General features: G+C 59.8%; 11 protein-coding genes. 8 read left to right on the top strand and 3 right to left on the bottom strand.

Annotation, left to right across the window (positions count from 1 at the left end):
- Positions 1 to 233 precede the first annotated feature (233 nt).
- Together Q7S58_RS13600 and Q7S58_RS13595 are read left to right on the top strand one after the other, a co-directional pair.
- Entirely contained in the window at positions 234 to 1295 is a 1062-nt protein-coding gene (locus Q7S58_RS13600; RefSeq protein WP_304826514.1) for a lysylphosphatidylglycerol synthase domain-containing protein, read from the top strand.
- Positions 1292 to 2176, top strand: a complete 885-nt coding sequence (locus Q7S58_RS13595; protein ID WP_304826511.1) for a DUF4412 domain-containing protein — start codon at positions 1292 to 1294, stop codon at positions 2174 to 2176. The genes Q7S58_RS13600 and Q7S58_RS13595 overlap by 4 nt, the downstream gene beginning before the upstream one ends.
- A gap of 95 nt (positions 2177 to 2271) precedes the next feature.
- Here Q7S58_RS13595 and Q7S58_RS13590 read toward each other — a convergent pair whose 3' ends face one another.
- Entirely contained in the window at positions 2272 to 2910 is a 639-nt protein-coding gene (locus Q7S58_RS13590) for a hypothetical protein (protein WP_304826508.1), read from the bottom strand.
- A gap of 244 nt (positions 2911 to 3154) precedes the next feature.
- Here Q7S58_RS13590 and Q7S58_RS13585 point away from each other — a divergent pair, with 244 nt between their 5' ends.
- Positions 3155 to 4117: an alpha/beta fold hydrolase gene (locus Q7S58_RS13585; protein WP_304826505.1), complete on the top strand. Its 963-nt coding sequence runs from the start codon at positions 3155 to 3157 to the stop codon at positions 4115 to 4117.
- Between the two features lie 510 nt (positions 4118 to 4627).
- On the opposite strand, the gene Q7S58_RS13580 is transcribed toward Q7S58_RS13585, so the two are convergent.
- Positions 4628 to 6733, bottom strand: a complete 2106-nt coding sequence (locus tag Q7S58_RS13580) for a (Fe-S)-binding protein (RefSeq protein WP_304826502.1) — start codon at positions 6731 to 6733, stop codon at positions 4628 to 4630.
- Between the two features lie 350 nt (positions 6734 to 7083).
- On the opposite strand from Q7S58_RS13580, the gene Q7S58_RS22215 reads away from it, so the two are divergent.
- The 3 genes from Q7S58_RS22215 (at position 7084) to Q7S58_RS13570 (ending at position 9459) form a co-directional block, all read left to right on the top strand.
- Entirely contained in the window at positions 7084 to 7272 is a 189-nt protein-coding gene (locus tag Q7S58_RS22215; protein WP_370655518.1) for a hypothetical protein, read from the top strand.
- The gene (locus tag Q7S58_RS13575) at positions 7269 to 8117 is read left to right on the top strand and encodes a DUF2442 domain-containing protein (protein WP_304826499.1); all 849 of its coding nucleotides are present in this window, start codon (positions 7269 to 7271) and stop codon (positions 8115 to 8117) included. Before Q7S58_RS22215 ends, Q7S58_RS13575 begins: the two co-directional genes overlap by 4 nt.
- 160 nt (positions 8118 to 8277) lie before the next feature.
- Complete coding sequence (locus tag Q7S58_RS13570; protein ID WP_304826496.1) at positions 8278 to 9459, top strand: hypothetical protein; 1182 nt, start codon at positions 8278 to 8280, stop codon at positions 9457 to 9459.
- Between the two features lie 136 nt (positions 9460 to 9595).
- On the opposite strand, the gene rpoD is transcribed toward Q7S58_RS13570, so the two are convergent.
- On the bottom strand, positions 9596 to 11437 hold the full coding sequence (gene rpoD / locus Q7S58_RS13565) for an RNA polymerase sigma factor RpoD (protein WP_304826517.1): 1842 nt from the start codon (positions 11435 to 11437) through the stop codon (positions 9596 to 9598).
- 291 nt (positions 11438 to 11728) lie between these two features.
- Between rpoD and Q7S58_RS13560 the strand changes: the two genes are divergently transcribed.
- The gene (locus Q7S58_RS13560; RefSeq protein ID WP_304826494.1) at positions 11729 to 12775 is read left to right on the top strand and encodes a sodium:calcium antiporter; all 1047 of its coding nucleotides are present in this window, start codon (positions 11729 to 11731) and stop codon (positions 12773 to 12775) included.
- 74 nt (positions 12776 to 12849) lie between these two features.
- The gene (locus Q7S58_RS13555; protein ID WP_304826491.1) at positions 12850 to 15252 is read left to right on the top strand and encodes a DNA polymerase domain-containing protein; all 2403 of its coding nucleotides are present in this window, start codon (positions 12850 to 12852) and stop codon (positions 15250 to 15252) included.
- Positions 15253 to 15286 lie beyond the last annotated feature (34 nt).

Raw genomic sequence — 15286 nt, 5'->3', positions numbered from 1 at the left:
GCTTCATGTCTTCCGCGATCCGCCCGTCACCCCATCTGCCCTTTCCCGATTCGGGAAGAGTTCGAGACATTCATTTGGAGATCGACAGAGCCTCGAAATTCGAGAATCCTCTTCGACGCGAGGCTGCCACTGACCTCGCGGCTCGGCTCGGCGCCGGTTGCGGAGACGCCTTCCGGCTGAGACAATGCGCTCAGTAATGCCGGTCTTTCCCGACGGCGAGCCCTGCCCAACCGATGCGCCGCGTCGAGACATTCTTCATAGCCATCGCTGTTGCGTTCTACGTATGGTTCCTCGCCCATTTTGGCGCGGGCGAGGTGTTTCGCTACATGACGATGGTGGGATGGGGCCTCGCGGCGACGGTCGCGCTGGAAGCGGTCGCGCGGGTGATCAACACTTTCGGCTGGCGCGCGACGATCGAGGAATATCCGCCAAATTTAAAATTTATCGAGTTGTTCGCGGCAAGGATTGGCGGCGAGGCGATCGACTACGTCACGCCGTCGGCGCAACTGGGCGGCCAATTCGTGATGGCGCTCACCCTGCGCGACAAACTGCGGATGCCGATCGGGCTCGCGACGGTCGCGGTCGCGGCGCTGGCGGAGGCGATCGGGCAAATCGTCTTCGTTTCGATCGCGCTCGTCATCTCGCTGCGATTGATCCCGATTGCGGCGCAGCTCTACTGGTCGATCATCGGCGGATTTGCGCTCGCGGTGGCGCTCGCCGCGGGTTTTTTCTTCGTCCAGATGAAGCGGCCGTTTTCGCATCTGTGGCGAGCCGCGGCGCGGCTGGATTTCGCGCGGATCAATATCGAGGACATCAAGCAGTCCGCCGATGAAGCCGACGAAGTGCTGCTCGATTTCTACGCGCGGCATCGGATGCGCCTGCTGCTGTCTTGTCTGTGTTACGTCGCGGCGTGGAGCCTCGGCCCGCTCGAGATATACATCCTGCTGAGATTGCTGCATCAGACGGCCTCGATCCAGGTGGCGCTGCTGGTCGAAGGAATCGGGCTCCTGATCGAACGCGCGACCTTTTTGATTCCGGCCAAGCTGGTTTCGCAGGAAGGCGGCAAGGCGCTGATCCTCGCGATGCTCGGATATCCGGCGGGGAGCGGCTTTGCGATCGGTGTACTGCGCCGGATCAAGGAAATGGTATGGGTGTTGCTGGGGCTGCTGAGCCTGATGATTCACCGGCTGGTCGTGCGGCCCGCCGAGCGCGTCGAGGCGGCATCGGCGGAATCGGCGGAATCGGCGGAATCGGTTATGAAAATACAACGGGCACAAGGAGAGCAATCGCTATGAACAAGCTAACCCCCATGCTCGCGGGGGCAGCGCTGGCGCTGACCGCGCTACCCGCAATCGCCGGGGTCGTCATAACGCAGAAGCAAAGCGTGGTCAGCGGCCCGAACAACCGCGACGCAGAACAGACGGTGATGCTGCAGGGCAACAAGCAGAAGATGATCACCGACAAGCATACGATCATCACCGACCTCGACAAGGGGATGGTGTACATCCTCGACCCCAAGGTTAAGAGCTACTTCCAGATCGATTTTCCGCCCAAGGGCCAGATGGCGGCGATGATGGCGGCCAGCGCCGCGTCGTCGATGAATTTCAAGAAAGGGTCGAGCACGCGCGATATCGCAGGCTACAAGTGTACCGACTACGACGGCGGCGGACACGTGATGGCCGGCGACTACACGATTAAGGAGTGCTTCTCGAAGAACGCCCCGGGAGCGTCGGAGTATTCGGCATTCCAGAAGAACATGACCTCGAAGCTGAAGGCGAGCGGCGCGGCGCCTGCCGGTATGGGCGCTGACATGCCGGACGGAGTGCCGCTGGCATCGGACTCGACGATGAAGATGGGCAACATGCAGATTCCGGGGATGTCAGCGGAGCAGGCCGCGAAGATCAATCAGATGATGGCGAATCGTCCGCCGGTCGTGACCAAGACGGTCGTCACGAAAATCGCGGCGCAGAATCTGCCCGACGATACTTTTGCTGTCCCCGCCGGCTTCACCAAAAAGGAACTGCCGCAAGGGCCCGGTGGGATGGGCGGGATGCATATGGGAGGCGCTCCGGCCGGCGGATCGGGCATGCACATGGGCGCCGCGCCAGCACCAAGATTGAATTTGCCGGGCGCACCGGCGGCCGGCCCTTCGACCGCCGCACCGACGGCTCCTTGACGCACGACACGGTTGTTTCCGCGCTGATCGCGCAACACAAAAAAGAGCGGGGCCCGGATGAGCCCCGCTCGTCGTTCCAGCACTGATTGCGATTGCTACATCGAGGCCGTCGCCGACGCGTCGGTCTTAAGCCCGTTGAGGATCGCGCAGGATTCCCACAGCCACTTCGCCGTCGAGAGTTCATCTTCCGCGAACAGGCGCAGCGCCTCCTTCGTACCGAGGTCTTCCTTCAGCGACGCCTGGAACTCGCAGATCGGTTTGATCGCGTCTTCCGGCTTGCCGACCAGTTCGGTGAACTTGAGCAGTTTCTCGGTGTCGGGGATCGACGCGTTGCCGAGATACGCGCAGAACTTGCGCCCATCTTCGGTGGTGCCCGCACGCTGCTCGCCGCCAAGCTCCATCAGGCGCTGGCCGAAGATGCGGGCGTGATACGCCTCGCGCTCGGCGACCATCCGGATGCCCGAGCGGATGCAATCAGTCGTGCAAACCTTTGCCCACGCGTCGAACGCTTCGCCGCCGTTCGCCTCACCCGCGCGCACCTTATCGAGGAAGCTGATCACCGCCGCGCGCTCCGATCCGTAGGTCTTGCCGAAGGCCTTGAAGCCGCCAGCGCCGTTGCCATTGGTCATCTCGCCGCCCTCGAGGCATTTCATCTCGCCTTCGAAGGTCGCTTCCGAGATGATTCCGCTGCGATAGGCCCGCAGTAGCTGTTTGAATTCGAAGTCACGGCTCATAGGTATTCTCCTCTTGCTCGATTGGTTCACATTCGTCGATCGACGCCATTTCTCTAACTGCCGCGGCGACGAAAGTTTCAGTTTGGTTGGACCTGGGAGCATAAGGCGGCGAGGCTTTAAGTGTCAACACTGAGTCTTTCGCCTTCGATGCGCGCTGGAATCGATTCCGACATTGCCGCATTATGCCTCCAGCCAGGCGGCGCAGCGCGCCGGAACGCAAAATTCAAATCGAGGTTAGAACGCGATGAGCGAGATCAAGCACAGCTACGTCCGCAGCAACGGAATCGAGCTGCACGTCGCGGAGATGGGCGAGGGCTTCCCGGTCGTGATGTGCCACGGCTTTCCCGAGATGTGGTACTCGTGGCGGCATCAGATGAAGGCGCTCGCAGAGGCGGGATTTCGGGCGATCGCGCCTGATCAGCGCGGTTACGGCGACAGTTCATGCCCGCAGCCGATCGAGGCGTACACGCAGCGAAAACTGGTCGGCGATATCGTCGGTATGCTCGACGCGCTGAACCTCGGCAAATGCGTGATCGTCGGCCACGATTGGGGCGGCATGGTCGCGTGGAACGCCGCGATGATGGCGCCGGACAGCGTCGAGCGCGTGATCGGCGTCAATACGCCGTTCATCCCGCGGTCGCCGATGAAGCCGACCGACGCGATGCGCGCGATGACGGCTGGCGGCTTTCATTACATCCTGTATTTTCAGACGCCGGGCGTGGCCGAGGCGGAACTCGAGCGCGACGTCGAGCGTTCGCTGCGCGCGTTCTACCAGGACCCGGTGAATATCGATCCGGCGGAAGTGCGCAAAGCTCCGCCGGGCGTGTTCGGTCAAGCGGGCGGCGGATTGCTCGATCGATTTTCGGATCGCCCATACGGAAAATTTCTGACCGAGCAGGATTTTCAGAGATTTGTGCAGGCCTTCAAGAAGAGCGGATTTCGCGGAGGGCTGAACTGGTATCGATGTATCGATCGCAACTGGGAGGAGAGTCTCGGTCAGGTCGATCGCGTTGAGCAGCCTGCGCTGATGATCACCGCGGAACTCGACGTCGTGCTGCGGCCGGAAATGGCCGAGGGCATGAACAAGTGGGTGCCCAATCTGCGGAAAACGGTGCTGGTGAAGGGTTCGGGGCATTGGACTCAGCAGGAAAAGCCGGCCGAGGTAAACGCCGCGATCATCGAGTTCCTGTCCGACATGAAGAAGTAGATGACCTATACCTCACCCGCTTTTTTGCGGGAGAGGTCGGCGGCGGCGAGGCATCGAGCCGATGCCGGGTGAGGGTGCAGTCCGTCGTACGACACATCGCCACCCTGAGCGATCAGCACGGCCGGCACTCCGTCATCCTGAGCGGAGGCTGCCGGAGTCGAAGGATCTCGAACAGCGGAGCGTAAGCGCCGCCGGTACCGGTTTTGGAAACGCGAAGCGGTCCTTTGTCGTCATAATCCCTCTACCGGAATGATGGCGGCGCAACCGGCTCGCCATCCGATGCGGCATCAGCGACATTCCTCGGCGAGTGTGCGATTCGCTTCGAGCACCAGTTCCACCGCTTCCTTCAGATTGACGGGGTGTGCCGCAACATCCCGCTCTGCGTTTTCATACTACCAGCGCGTAGCGCGCATCTTAATCCTATTGCGATTCGGCCCTGCGGCCCGAAGTCGGTTCCGCGTCGCCCCAGGAAGCCCGAAACCCGTGAGGGGTTTCGGAGACTCTTCTCCGTCACTTGGTGGGGACGCCGACCGACTCCGCGACCAGTTCCGCCAGATCGCGCACGCGCATGTTGTCTTCGAGCGAGCGCGATTTCACCGCGTCTTCCATCATCGTCATGCAGAACGGGCATCCGACGGCGACGCACTCCGGCTTCGCCTCGTTCAATTGATCGAAGCGCTTCTGATTGATGCGCGTGCCCTCGTGCTCCTCCTTCCAGAAGCATCCGCCACCTGCGCCGCAGCAGAACGTGCGATTCTTCGATTGCTCGACTTCAGCAATTTCGGCGCCGGGAATCGCGCCGAGCGCGGTGCGGGCGCTGTCCCATTTGCGATTGTGCCGCGCCATGTAGCACGGATCGTGATAGGTGATGCGCTCGTTGTTTTCGCGCCGGGGCTTCAGCCGGCCCGCCTGAATCAGTTCGTCGATAAATTCGGCTTCGTGCAGCACGGTGTAGTTACCGCCGAAGTCCGGGTACTCATTTTTGAGATTGTGAAAGCAGTGCGGGCATTGAGTAACGATTCGCCGCGGCTTGTAGCGATTGAGCGTCTCGACGTTGTGCGCCACGACCGTGGCATACAGATATTCATTGCCGAGGCGTCGCGCCGGGTCGCCGGTGCAGGTCTCCTCGCGGCCAAGAATCGCGAATTTCACACCCGCCTGCTTCATCAAGCCGGAGAATGACTTGCTGACGCGCTGATTGCGCTCGTCGTACGAGCCGGCGCATCCCACCCAGTAGAGCACGTCGATGTCCGACGGGTCTTCGAGAGTCGCGATTTCGGGGATATCCAATCCCGCTGCCCAATCGGCGCGCTTTTCCTGCGCGAGTCCCCACGGATTGCCCTGGTTTTCGATTCCCTTGAACGCGCCGGTCAGTTCGGTCGGGAATCGCGATTCCATCAGCACGTCGTAGCGGCGCATATCGACGATGCGCTGGATGTGCTCGATGCCGACCGGGCATCCTTCTTCGCACCATCCGCACGAGGTGCATCCCCAGACCGCTTCTTCGGTGGCGACCTGCGTGATCATGTCGGGCCCTTCCCAAACTGGCGCTTCACCGCCGCTGCCATTTTGCGCGTGAGCCTTGGCGGCGAGCAGGAACGGAGTTTTTTCCAGCAGATGATCGCGCTGTTCGATCACCAGATATTTGGGATTCAGCGCTTTGCCGGTAGCGACGGTCGGGCAATTGATCGTGCATCGGCCGCATTCGAGGCAGGCCGACATATCGAGCAATTGCTTCCAGGTATATTGCTCGACCTGCGAGACGCCGAAGGTTTCGGCATTCTCGAAATCCTTGATCGGCGCGAGCCGTCCGCGCGGGCCTAAGTTGCGGAAAAAAAGATTCAGCGGACCAAAAATCAGATGGCGCAGTTTCGTGAACGGAAAACAAAAGAGCAGCGCATACACGAACAGCACGTGAATCAGCCAGAGCCATCGATGGAACAGCGGACCAGCGCCCATCGCGCCCTCGATCTTGCCGACGACGCGGCCGACGTACGCCCATTCGGTGAAATTCGGATGCGACGCGTTGATGCGCGCGCCCTCGAGCATCAGGCCGGTAATCGCCGCCGCGACCATCATCGACATCGGGAACCAGTAGCCGAGCCGGTTTTCGAGATTGTCCTGGGTTTTCTCCTTCGGCGGATCATTCAGGACGGTCGGCTTGCGGAGCGAGCGGCGCGCACCTTCCATCAGGACCCCCGCGATCAGCAGGATGAAGAAGGTGTCCATCGCGGCTTTGAAGTACAGATAGAAATCGCCGTAGTAGAAGTAGAGATCGAGGCCGAAGAGATCGAACAGATCGCGCACGTCGCTGTTGATCGCGACGATAGTGGTGCCGATGAACAGGCCGACGAACGCGACGTAGAAGGCATAGTGCATCCAGCCCCACGACTCGCGGATGACGGCGCCCTGGCCGAACGAATCGCGGAGCGCGAGCAAGGTGCGCAGCGGCAATTGATCGAAGCGATTTTCGGCCGTACCCAGCGTGACGACGCGGTACCATTTCAGTCCGGCGTAGATAAATCCGGCGATCAGCAGAGCGAGCATCGAGTACATCAGGACGATGAATGGAACCGGGATGTTCCAGAGGATCTGGCGGGTGACTTGCTCGTTCATTGCACTCCATCGGCGGCGCGGATTCGGCGGCGGAGAAGATCCGTCCCAGGCGTCGCCTGTAACAGAGTCTTAAATCAACCACCGCCGCAGATTTCAATCCAGCACGCGTGATCGAGTCCGATTCAGAGAACGAACCGAGACTTGTGCATCAGCGACCGATCCGTTGACCCGGGTCGCATCGAATCCACCCATCGCGAAGCGGCCAGCCTGAGTTCGCAAACGTTGTATCCATGGCCGGTATCTGATAACTAATTCACAGTAGAGGACGGTTGGGCAAGGTTGCCTGCATAGAGGTCGAGGGGCTGAGCCTGTGGTTCAATTCCAATGACCATCTTCCTTTCCATTTTCACGTGAACAAAACCGGGGAATGGGAAATACGAATTTACTTTCTTCGCTGCTCCGACGGCGTGCTGGACTTCGACATCAAGTGGGGCGACGGCCCATCGCGTAGGGTTCAAAGAGAGCTGTTGACGATGGTGCTCGAGAATCGGACTGCTCTCCTTTTGGAATGGGAACAAAAAGTATGCACTCAGAAATGACCTCCAGGCAGCATGGCAGCTATGCGCTAGTGCGGTGCGACGACGATAAGGATGGCCGGATTCCAATCGGGTTCCCCATCCTGCGGTCCAAGTCGTTGCCGGCGGCGCGCCGGTACCGGCACCTATTCGTGCTTTGCTCAGCGCTGCACCTGCCAGAAGCGGCGAAATTCGTTAGCGAGATGAATCGGGAGCACCGGCTACAAGCTCTCTTTGTGAGGACCGATGTTGATCCCGTGTTGCTGCCGCAAATGCTGGAGAGGGCCGGCCTTCGCTCGATCCGCAATATGCTCGCGCATTCCAACTCGTCGGTTCCCCATCGCGTGCTAGCTGCGTGGCTACATAATGCTCAAGCCGAATTGATTGCGTATGCCACGGTCGCAGATGATCGGCTGATCGTCGTTTCGTGCGAGCCGAAGACGTACGAAGTTCGTTTCGATCAGATGCCGGCACTGAGGAAGATCGCACCTCAGCAGCGACGCAGTTTCGAAATTGCAGAAGACGGCAGCTTCATCTGGTGGCCGTCAGCGGATATTCATCTTGATCTTGATGGTCTCCGGACGGTCACCGATCCGACCTGGCGGAAGCGGGCCCAGCGTATCCGGCGGACGCACGGCCGTGAGTATGGAGCGGCCATCGCGGCGCTGCGTAAAGATCGTGGCCTCAGGCAAACCGACATACCTGGACTCTCGGAACGCCAGCTCAGGCGAATCGAGGAAAGCGGCACGGTGTCAGTCCGCACGATGGAACAGCTAGCCGACGCCCACGCAATGGCACTCGCTGATTATTTGGACGCATTGGCACGTAAGCTAAGTCCGTCGCCGGCGACGCCTGTAACAGAGTCTTAAATCAGCGACTGGCGCAGATTTCAATCCAGCACGCGATTATCTTGGCAGACTCGTACTGGGTCTTGAGGATTCTCCCTTTAGCGTGTAACTGCGAGAGTGTATGAAGACACTTTTTTCAGACTGCCTTCTACTAGACGTTTTGCGCAATCGAGAAATCGCGATGCGTGAGGAACTAGACAAGTACCCGCAAGACGATCTTCTTAATGTCAGCGTGGACGAACTTTGTAACTATTGCGAACGCAAGTACTCCTACGATGTCTTAGACGTTAACATCGAGGATCAATCCCTTCAGCACGACGAGTTTCAATTCCCTCCTGTATCCGGGAGAGGGCCTGAACAAGTGACCGGAACGCTTATACGGGTGAGGATTCCTTTTTCTGGGAATTCGACGATGTTGTACTGCACCCCATCGGCAGCGGATGCCATGCTACCTGAGGAGGCGGAAATTGGACTAGATGAACATACGATTATTTTGTATTTCCCAATGCGTCCGGATGATGATTCTGCAGGTGTCAAAGCCCGTATAGCGCGCGATATTGATCGGCTGAAACGGTGTACTGACAAGGTAAACCGAGACCTAATAACCTTCAATCAGTCGATCAAGGACACGGCACGGCAGCACATAGAAGCGAGGCGTGAGCGGCTTCTAAAGGCAGCAGCAAAGGTTGCGGCTCTCGAAATACCACTAAAGAAGAGGGAAGGAGCGCCTCGGACTTATGCGATACCTGACGTTCGGAAGAGGGCAGAACTAGTCAAGCCGGTCTCTAAGGCAAAAGCTTTGATACCCCATCCAACGCTTTCGGACGCCACATACGAAGACATTCTCGAAATCCTGTGGCTGATGGCGCGAGTCATGGAGTGCAGTCCGCGCACTGTAGCTCTCTTGGATGAAGAAACGCTCCGAACCCTATTCCTTGTGCAGCTGAACGCCCAGTATGAGGGTCGTGCAACTGGCGAAACCTTCAATTTTCGCGGTAAGTCGGACATTTTGATTCAAGCCGAAGACGGTGGCCTCCACGGGCCAGTGTTCGTTGCAGAATGCAAGATTTGGCGCGGGCAAAAATCATTTCAGGACACCATTGACCAGCTACAGCGATACATAACTTGGCGGGACTCGAAGACGGCAATCCTGATTTTTTGTAAGAACAAAACCTTTTCAACGGTGCTTTCAACTATCCCAGACACGGCCGTTCAACATCCAAACTTCGTTCGATCTGAGGAATCCAAGCGCGAGACTGAATTCCGCTTTGTCTTTCATCGGTCCGACGATAAGGACCGAGAATTCCGAGTTGCAGTCCTAGCCTTTCACGTTCCCTCGGAAAACGATGAATCTGAAACATAAGAGAGGGTTTTGCGAACCGGTAGTTCAGCGGGGCTGCGAGACGTCGCTTCTCCGCGAATAAGGGCGGCATGCGATACGTTTCGATTTGCACGCCAAGTACCTACAGTGATTGGGTGACGATTTCTTCGAGCCCGGGCTATTCCCTTTCCTGGAAGCCCTCGAGCGTGCGCGATCGTCCGGTCTGGCGCAGCTTGCGCAACGCCTTCGCCTCGATCTGCCGGATTCGTTCGCGTGTGACCGCGAACTGTTTGCCGACTTCCTCGAGCGTGTAGTCGGTCTTCTGCCCGATCCCGAAGCGCATCCGCAGGATTTGTTCTTCGCGCGGAGTCAGCGTCGCGAGCACCTTGCGCGTCTGCTCGCCGAGATTGCCCTGGATTGCGGCTTCGACCGGCGAAGGCGCGAGTTCGTCCTCGACAAAATCGCCGAGCGAGCTTTCTTCTTCGTCGCCGATTGGCGTTTCGAGCGAGATCGGCTCTTTGACGATTTTGAGCACTTTCTGCACCTTGTCGAGCGGCATCTCCATCTGCTCGGCGATTTCCTCGGGCCCCGGTTCGCGGCCAAGCCGCTGCACCAGCAGGCGCGTCACGCGCAGCAGCTTGTTGATGGTCTCGACCATGTGCACCGGGATGCGGATGGTGCGGCCCTGGTCGGCGATCGCGCGCGACATCGATTGCCGAATCCACCAAGTCGCGTAGGTCGAGAATTTGTAGCCGCGCTGATACTCGAACTTATCGACCGCGCGCATCAGGCCGATGTTGCCTTCCTGGATGAGATCGAGGAAGCCGAGCCCGCGATTGGTGTAGCGCTTGGCGAGGCTGACGACGAGGCGCAGGTTGGCTTCAGTCAGTTCCTTCTTGGCGCGGCGGCTCTTGTCCTGCCCGGCGGCGATAATTTCGAGCTTGCGCGCGTATTCCTCGCCAGTGGCTTTGGCCTTCTTCTCGATTTCACGAATCGTCTTCTGCGCCTGGCGAATCCTGATGGCGATATCGAGCAGATTTTCGCGGACATCATTGATCTTGAGGACGTGACGCCGATCTTCGGCGTCCGCGGCTTCTTTGAGCAGATGCGTGCGCGAGCGTCCGGTGGCTTCTTCGTAGCGCTGGATGATTTGGGTCGAGTCGCGATACTGCCGGAGATATTCGCGCTTCTCCGAGATGACGGCTTCCATCAGGCGGCGCGAGAGCTGCATTCCGCGCAGTTCCTTGATTACGCGCTCCCGGAAGCGTTGGTAATTCTTCTCGAGCAGAGGCCGGCGCCGAGGGCCGGGCTTGTTCTTCAGCTCCTCCTCGATTGCTTCCATTTTGGCGCGCGCGTCGATGAGCTTCTTAGTCGCGAGCATCAGGCGCTTGATCTGCCGTTCGTCGGCTTCAGGGCCGCGCTCTTCGTCAGGATCGGACGGCTCTTCGGCCGCGTCCTCGAAGATGTCGCGCACGTCGGCTTCCTGAGCCTCGACCCGCTCGCCCATCCGGATCACGAAATCGAGCGTGATCGGGGAGCCGAGCACTTCATCTTCGACTTCGTTTTCGCCCGCCTCGATTCGTTTCGCGATTTCGACTTCCTGCTCGCGCGAAAGGAGCTGGAAGTTGCCCATCTCCTTCAGATAGAGCCGGACCGGGTCCGACGATTCGCCGAGCGTGTCGGGCGCGGGCGCGGGCGGTTCGGGAGCTTCCTCGGCCTCTTCCTTGGTCTCGACTTCGACGTCCGAATCGTTGCCATCGACCGGGACTTCCTCGAGCACCTTGATATCGAGGTCCTCGAAGGAGTCCAGCGCGGCGCGCAGATCGGTCGGCGAGGCAACATCTTGCGGCAGGTAGTCGTTGACCTGCTCGAAGGTCAGGTAACCTTGTTCGCGGCCGAGATCGACCAGACCCTGTAGATCTTTGCCTTCGTGCTTCTGCTTCATGCTCTTAATTTTTCCGTCCCGCGCGGGCGTTGAGGCGGTTTTGCGCGCAGATGTCGGCCGCGAGGTCGTGCGCATGCCGGGTATCGAGTCGCTCATTTAAACAGACGAGGTAACAAAGGCAAGCGAGGCAATGCCAGAAAACCAAGTTTAAGCATCAGAGGGGTCCGAGTCAATTCCATGATCGTCACCGGAGCTCGCTGCAGAGCCTCAGCCTCGAAACGAGCTTGCCATCTCATCCGATTGCGCGCTTCGCAAACCCGCAAGTTACATTATATGCACGATTTCAGGTTTCGCATCGGCGAGCGGATTCTTCTGATTCGGCTGGAATCGAAGAGCCTCTCACCATATCCTCGGATGCGCTGGCGATTGCGATCGAACCTTCGACTGGAGCCTATCATTCTGCTTCACGCTGCTATTCTTGCACTGAGCTTCGTCATAATTCTCGCGGGCTCTGAGCTATTCACCAACGGCGTCGAATGGGCGGGGCATCGACTCGGTATCGCCGAGGCTGCGGTGGGCAGCCTGCTGGCCGCGGTCGGGACGGCATTGCCGGAGACGTTCATCCCGGCGATCGCGCTGTTGACCGGCGATTCGCACGGCGCGCATTCCGAAGTCGGCGTCGGCGCGATCGTCGGGGCGCCGCTGATGCTTTCGACGTTCGCAATCTTCGTGATGGGGATCGCGGCGCTCGCGTATCGCAAACGGCGCGGACGAATCGCGCTGCATGTGGTGCGCGAAGATGCGCGCCGCGACCTGTCCTTCTTCATCCCGGTGTTCCTGATCCTCGCGATCGCCGGCACGACGCATATGGGTCCCGCGATTCGATACCTCCTCGCCGCGGCGTTGCTGATCGTTTACGGCAGCTACAGCGTCATGATGCTCCGTCTCCAGCGCGCGGCCGATGCGGAAGTCGAGCACGGCCTCTATTTCGAATCGATATTCCGCGGCGACGGGTTCCATCCGCGAGCGTGGACGGTGACTGCGCAATTGATCGTCGGGCTGGGGCTGATCATTGTCGGCGCCAAGGAATTTGTCGATCAGGTAATCGAGTTTTCGCAGCACGTGAATCTCAATCCGGGAGTGCTCTCGCTGATCCTGAGCCCGCTCGCGACTGAACTGCCGGAGAAATTCAACTCGGTGATCTGGATTCGCCAGCGCAAGGATCATCTCGCGCTTGCGAACATCACGGGCGCGATGGTCTTTCAGTCGTGCATTCCGGTGGCGCTGGGATTGGCGTTCTCGCCGTGGCATCTATCGCAGTCCGAGTTGCTGGCCAGCGCGATCGCGCTGGTGTCGTCGGCGATCCTTTACTTCAATCTGCGCGATGCGGAACTGGGAACGCCCACGCTGATGGTGGGCGGCGCGGCGTACGCTATTTTCATCGGCGGATTGAGTTATTTGGGCGCGCTCTAAAGCGTGGATGAATCCTCGCGCGTTGTGGCTGCGGGGCGCTTGCAGTACAGGATCGTGAACAGATCGCGATCGCGATGACGACCTATCAGGAAATATCTGCGCAGTTTTACAGCAATCGCCTGCTGTTCGGCGACCCCGCCGATTCGGGCGTGGTGGCGGCGGAGATCGATTCGAAAAATGCGATCGATATCTACCGCCGTCTCGGCGGCAAGCTGATTCGCGAGCGGCGTCCGCTGAAGCTCTTTCTGCTCGTCGAAAATCCCGCGCTGATGAATGGCCTCAGACCACCGCATCAGATGCGCGCACTCGACGGCGACTTCCGCTATCGCACGCTTGTGACTTTCGATTCGCTCGACGCGCTGGAGGCGGCCAAGCGCCATCTGCGGAGCGTAACCAACCAGGCGGCCAACGCTCCCGACGCGCCGTACCTCGTGCTCGCCGATCCAATCGAGCAGCATCTGATGCTCACCGGCACGACGTTCTTCATCGGGATGGATTTCAGCGAACTGCATCGGCTGCAGGTCGATATCGAAACGTACATTTCGCCCGGCTTTGAATTTCCGTCGGCGGCGCGCGAAGGCGATCGCATCATTGCGATTTCAATCACCGACTCGCTTGGCTTCGAGCGGCTGCTGAAAGGAACGGAACTGGACGAGCGCGCGATGCTCGAAGAGATGGTGCGCATCTTCCGCGAGCGCGACCCCGACGTGGTCGAGGGGCACAATCTCTTTCGCTTCGACCTCGAATATCTCGAGACTCGCGCGCGGCGTCATCGCGTGCGGCTCGCGCTGGGGCGCGAGGGCAAGGAACTGCGGGCGCGGGCGTCGCGGCTGCAAATCGCGGAACGATCGATCGCGTATCGGCGCTACGAAATTCCCGGCCGCAACATCATCGATACGTGGATCCTCGCGCAGCACTACGACATTTCGAGCCGCAAGCTCGAGAGCCTGGGGCTCAAGCAACTAGCTCTGCACTTCGGCCTCGCGCGCAAGGATCGCGTTTATATCGACGCGTCGAAAATCAGTGAGTACTTCGAGCACGAGCCGGACAAGCTCTACGAGTACGCGCTCGACGACGCGCGCGAGACCCGCGCGCTCGCGGAAGTGCTCTCGCCCAGCTACTTCGTGCAGGCGCAGATTTTTCCGTACTCGTACCAGAACGCGGTGCTGCGCGGGAACGCGACCAAGATCGACGCGCTTATGATGCGCGCGTACCTCGATGCGGGACATTCGATCCCGAGTCCGTCAGCGCCGGCGCCGGTGCTCGGCGGTTATACCGAAATGAAGCGATGCGGCGTCGCGCGCGGCGTACTGCACTGCGACGTCACGTCGCTGTATCCATCGCTGATGCTGCTTTATCGGCACGCGCCGGCGGCCGACCGGCTCGTGGTTTTTCTCAAGCTGCTCGGCGATTTGCGGAGCTTTCGGGTGCAGGCCAAGGCGCTCGCGCGAACGTTGAGTGGCGGCGAGCAGCGCAACGCGGATGCGCTGCAGCAGACTTTCAAAATTCTGATCAATTCATTTTATGGGTATCTCGGTTTTTCGCTCGGGCACTTCAACGATTTCGAGCAGGCCAACGCGGTAACGCGGCGCGGACGCGAATTGATCCAGCTTGCGGTCGCGAAACTGGAAGAGCAGGGCGCGCAGGTGATCGAAGTCGATACCGACGGAATCTACTTCGTGCCGCCGGCCGACGCCGCCGGCGACGACGGCGCAGATGCGCTCCTGGAGCGGGTCGCAGCGATCATGCCCGAGGGGATCAAGCTCGAAATCGACGGCCGCTACGCTGCGATGTTCTCGTACAAAATGAAAAATTACGTCCTGCAGGACGCGTCGGGCGAGATGACGGTGCGCGGCTCGGGCCTTCGCTCGCGCGGGCTCGAACGTTTTCAGCGCCGCTTCATGGAAGAGACGTTTCACTATCTGCTCGAAGATCGTCGCGGCGAGATCGTCAAACTGCATGACGATTATCGCGAGCGGCTCGCGCGGCGCGAGATCGGAATCGCGGACCTGATGAAAACCGAGACGCTGCGCGACTCGCTCGAGGTGTATCGCGGAAAAATCGGCGGCAAGCAGCGCAATCTCTCTGCCGCCTACGAACTCGCGATGAAAGCCGAGCGTCCGTACCTGGCGGGAGATCAGATTTCCTACTACGTGAGCGGGCGCGGGCCGCGCGTACCGGTGAATATCGCGGCGAAGATGGCGACTGAATACGACCCGGCGCAACCCGACGAAAACATCGAGTACTACCAGTTGAAGCTGGCCGACCTGCTCGAGAAATTCCGGCCGTTCATCGCGCGGCCGGGCCTGTTCGTGCCCGATCCGGAGCCGGTCCCGCCGCAACAACTCGGCCTTTTCGATCGCCGCGAAGCGGAACCGAAAACGCCCGACGTCGAGCAATCGGAGGAGCCCGCCGACGAGCTGCCGGACGACGCCGATGCTCTCGTGGAAGAGCCGGACGCCGATCCGATCCAGTAGCGAATCCGCGAATCTTGCGCGATACTGCGACCGT

The sequence above is a fragment of the Candidatus Binatus sp. genome (genome assembly GCF_030646925.1).
GTDB lineage: Bacteria > Desulfobacterota > Binatia > Binatales > Binataceae > Binatus.
Note: the sequence above shows the minus strand (reverse complement) of the source record. Positions and strands in the feature narration are given on the sequence as shown.

What these genes read in the sequence shown, in the direction of transcription:
- Q7S58_RS13595 (WP_304826511.1), top strand. Translation starts at nt 1,292, where the DNA reads ATGAACAAGCTAACCCCCATGCTCGCGGGGGCAGCGCTGGCGCTGACC.
- Q7S58_RS13575 (WP_304826499.1), top strand. Translation starts at nt 7,269, where the DNA reads ATGACCTCCAGGCAGCATGGCAGCTATGCGCTAGTGCGGTGCGACGAC.
- Q7S58_RS13580 (WP_304826502.1), bottom strand. Translation starts at nt 6,733, where the DNA reads ATGAACGAGCAAGTCACCCGCCAGATCCTCTGGAACATCCCGGTTCCA.
- Q7S58_RS13555 (WP_304826491.1), top strand. Translation starts at nt 12,850, where the DNA reads ATGACGACCTATCAGGAAATATCTGCGCAGTTTTACAGCAATCGCCTG.
- Q7S58_RS13590 (WP_304826508.1), bottom strand. Translation starts at nt 2,910, where the DNA reads ATGAGCCGTGACTTCGAATTCAAACAGCTACTGCGGGCCTATCGCAGC.
- Q7S58_RS13570 (WP_304826496.1), top strand. Translation starts at nt 8,278, where the DNA reads ATGCGTGAGGAACTAGACAAGTACCCGCAAGACGATCTTCTTAATGTC.
- Q7S58_RS13600 (WP_304826514.1), top strand. Translation starts at nt 234, where the DNA reads ATGCGCCGCGTCGAGACATTCTTCATAGCCATCGCTGTTGCGTTCTAC.
- Q7S58_RS13585 (WP_304826505.1), top strand. Translation starts at nt 3,155, where the DNA reads ATGAGCGAGATCAAGCACAGCTACGTCCGCAGCAACGGAATCGAGCTG.
- rpoD (WP_304826517.1), bottom strand. Translation starts at nt 11,437, where the DNA reads ATGCGCACGACCTCGCGGCCGACATCTGCGCGCAAAACCGCCTCAACG.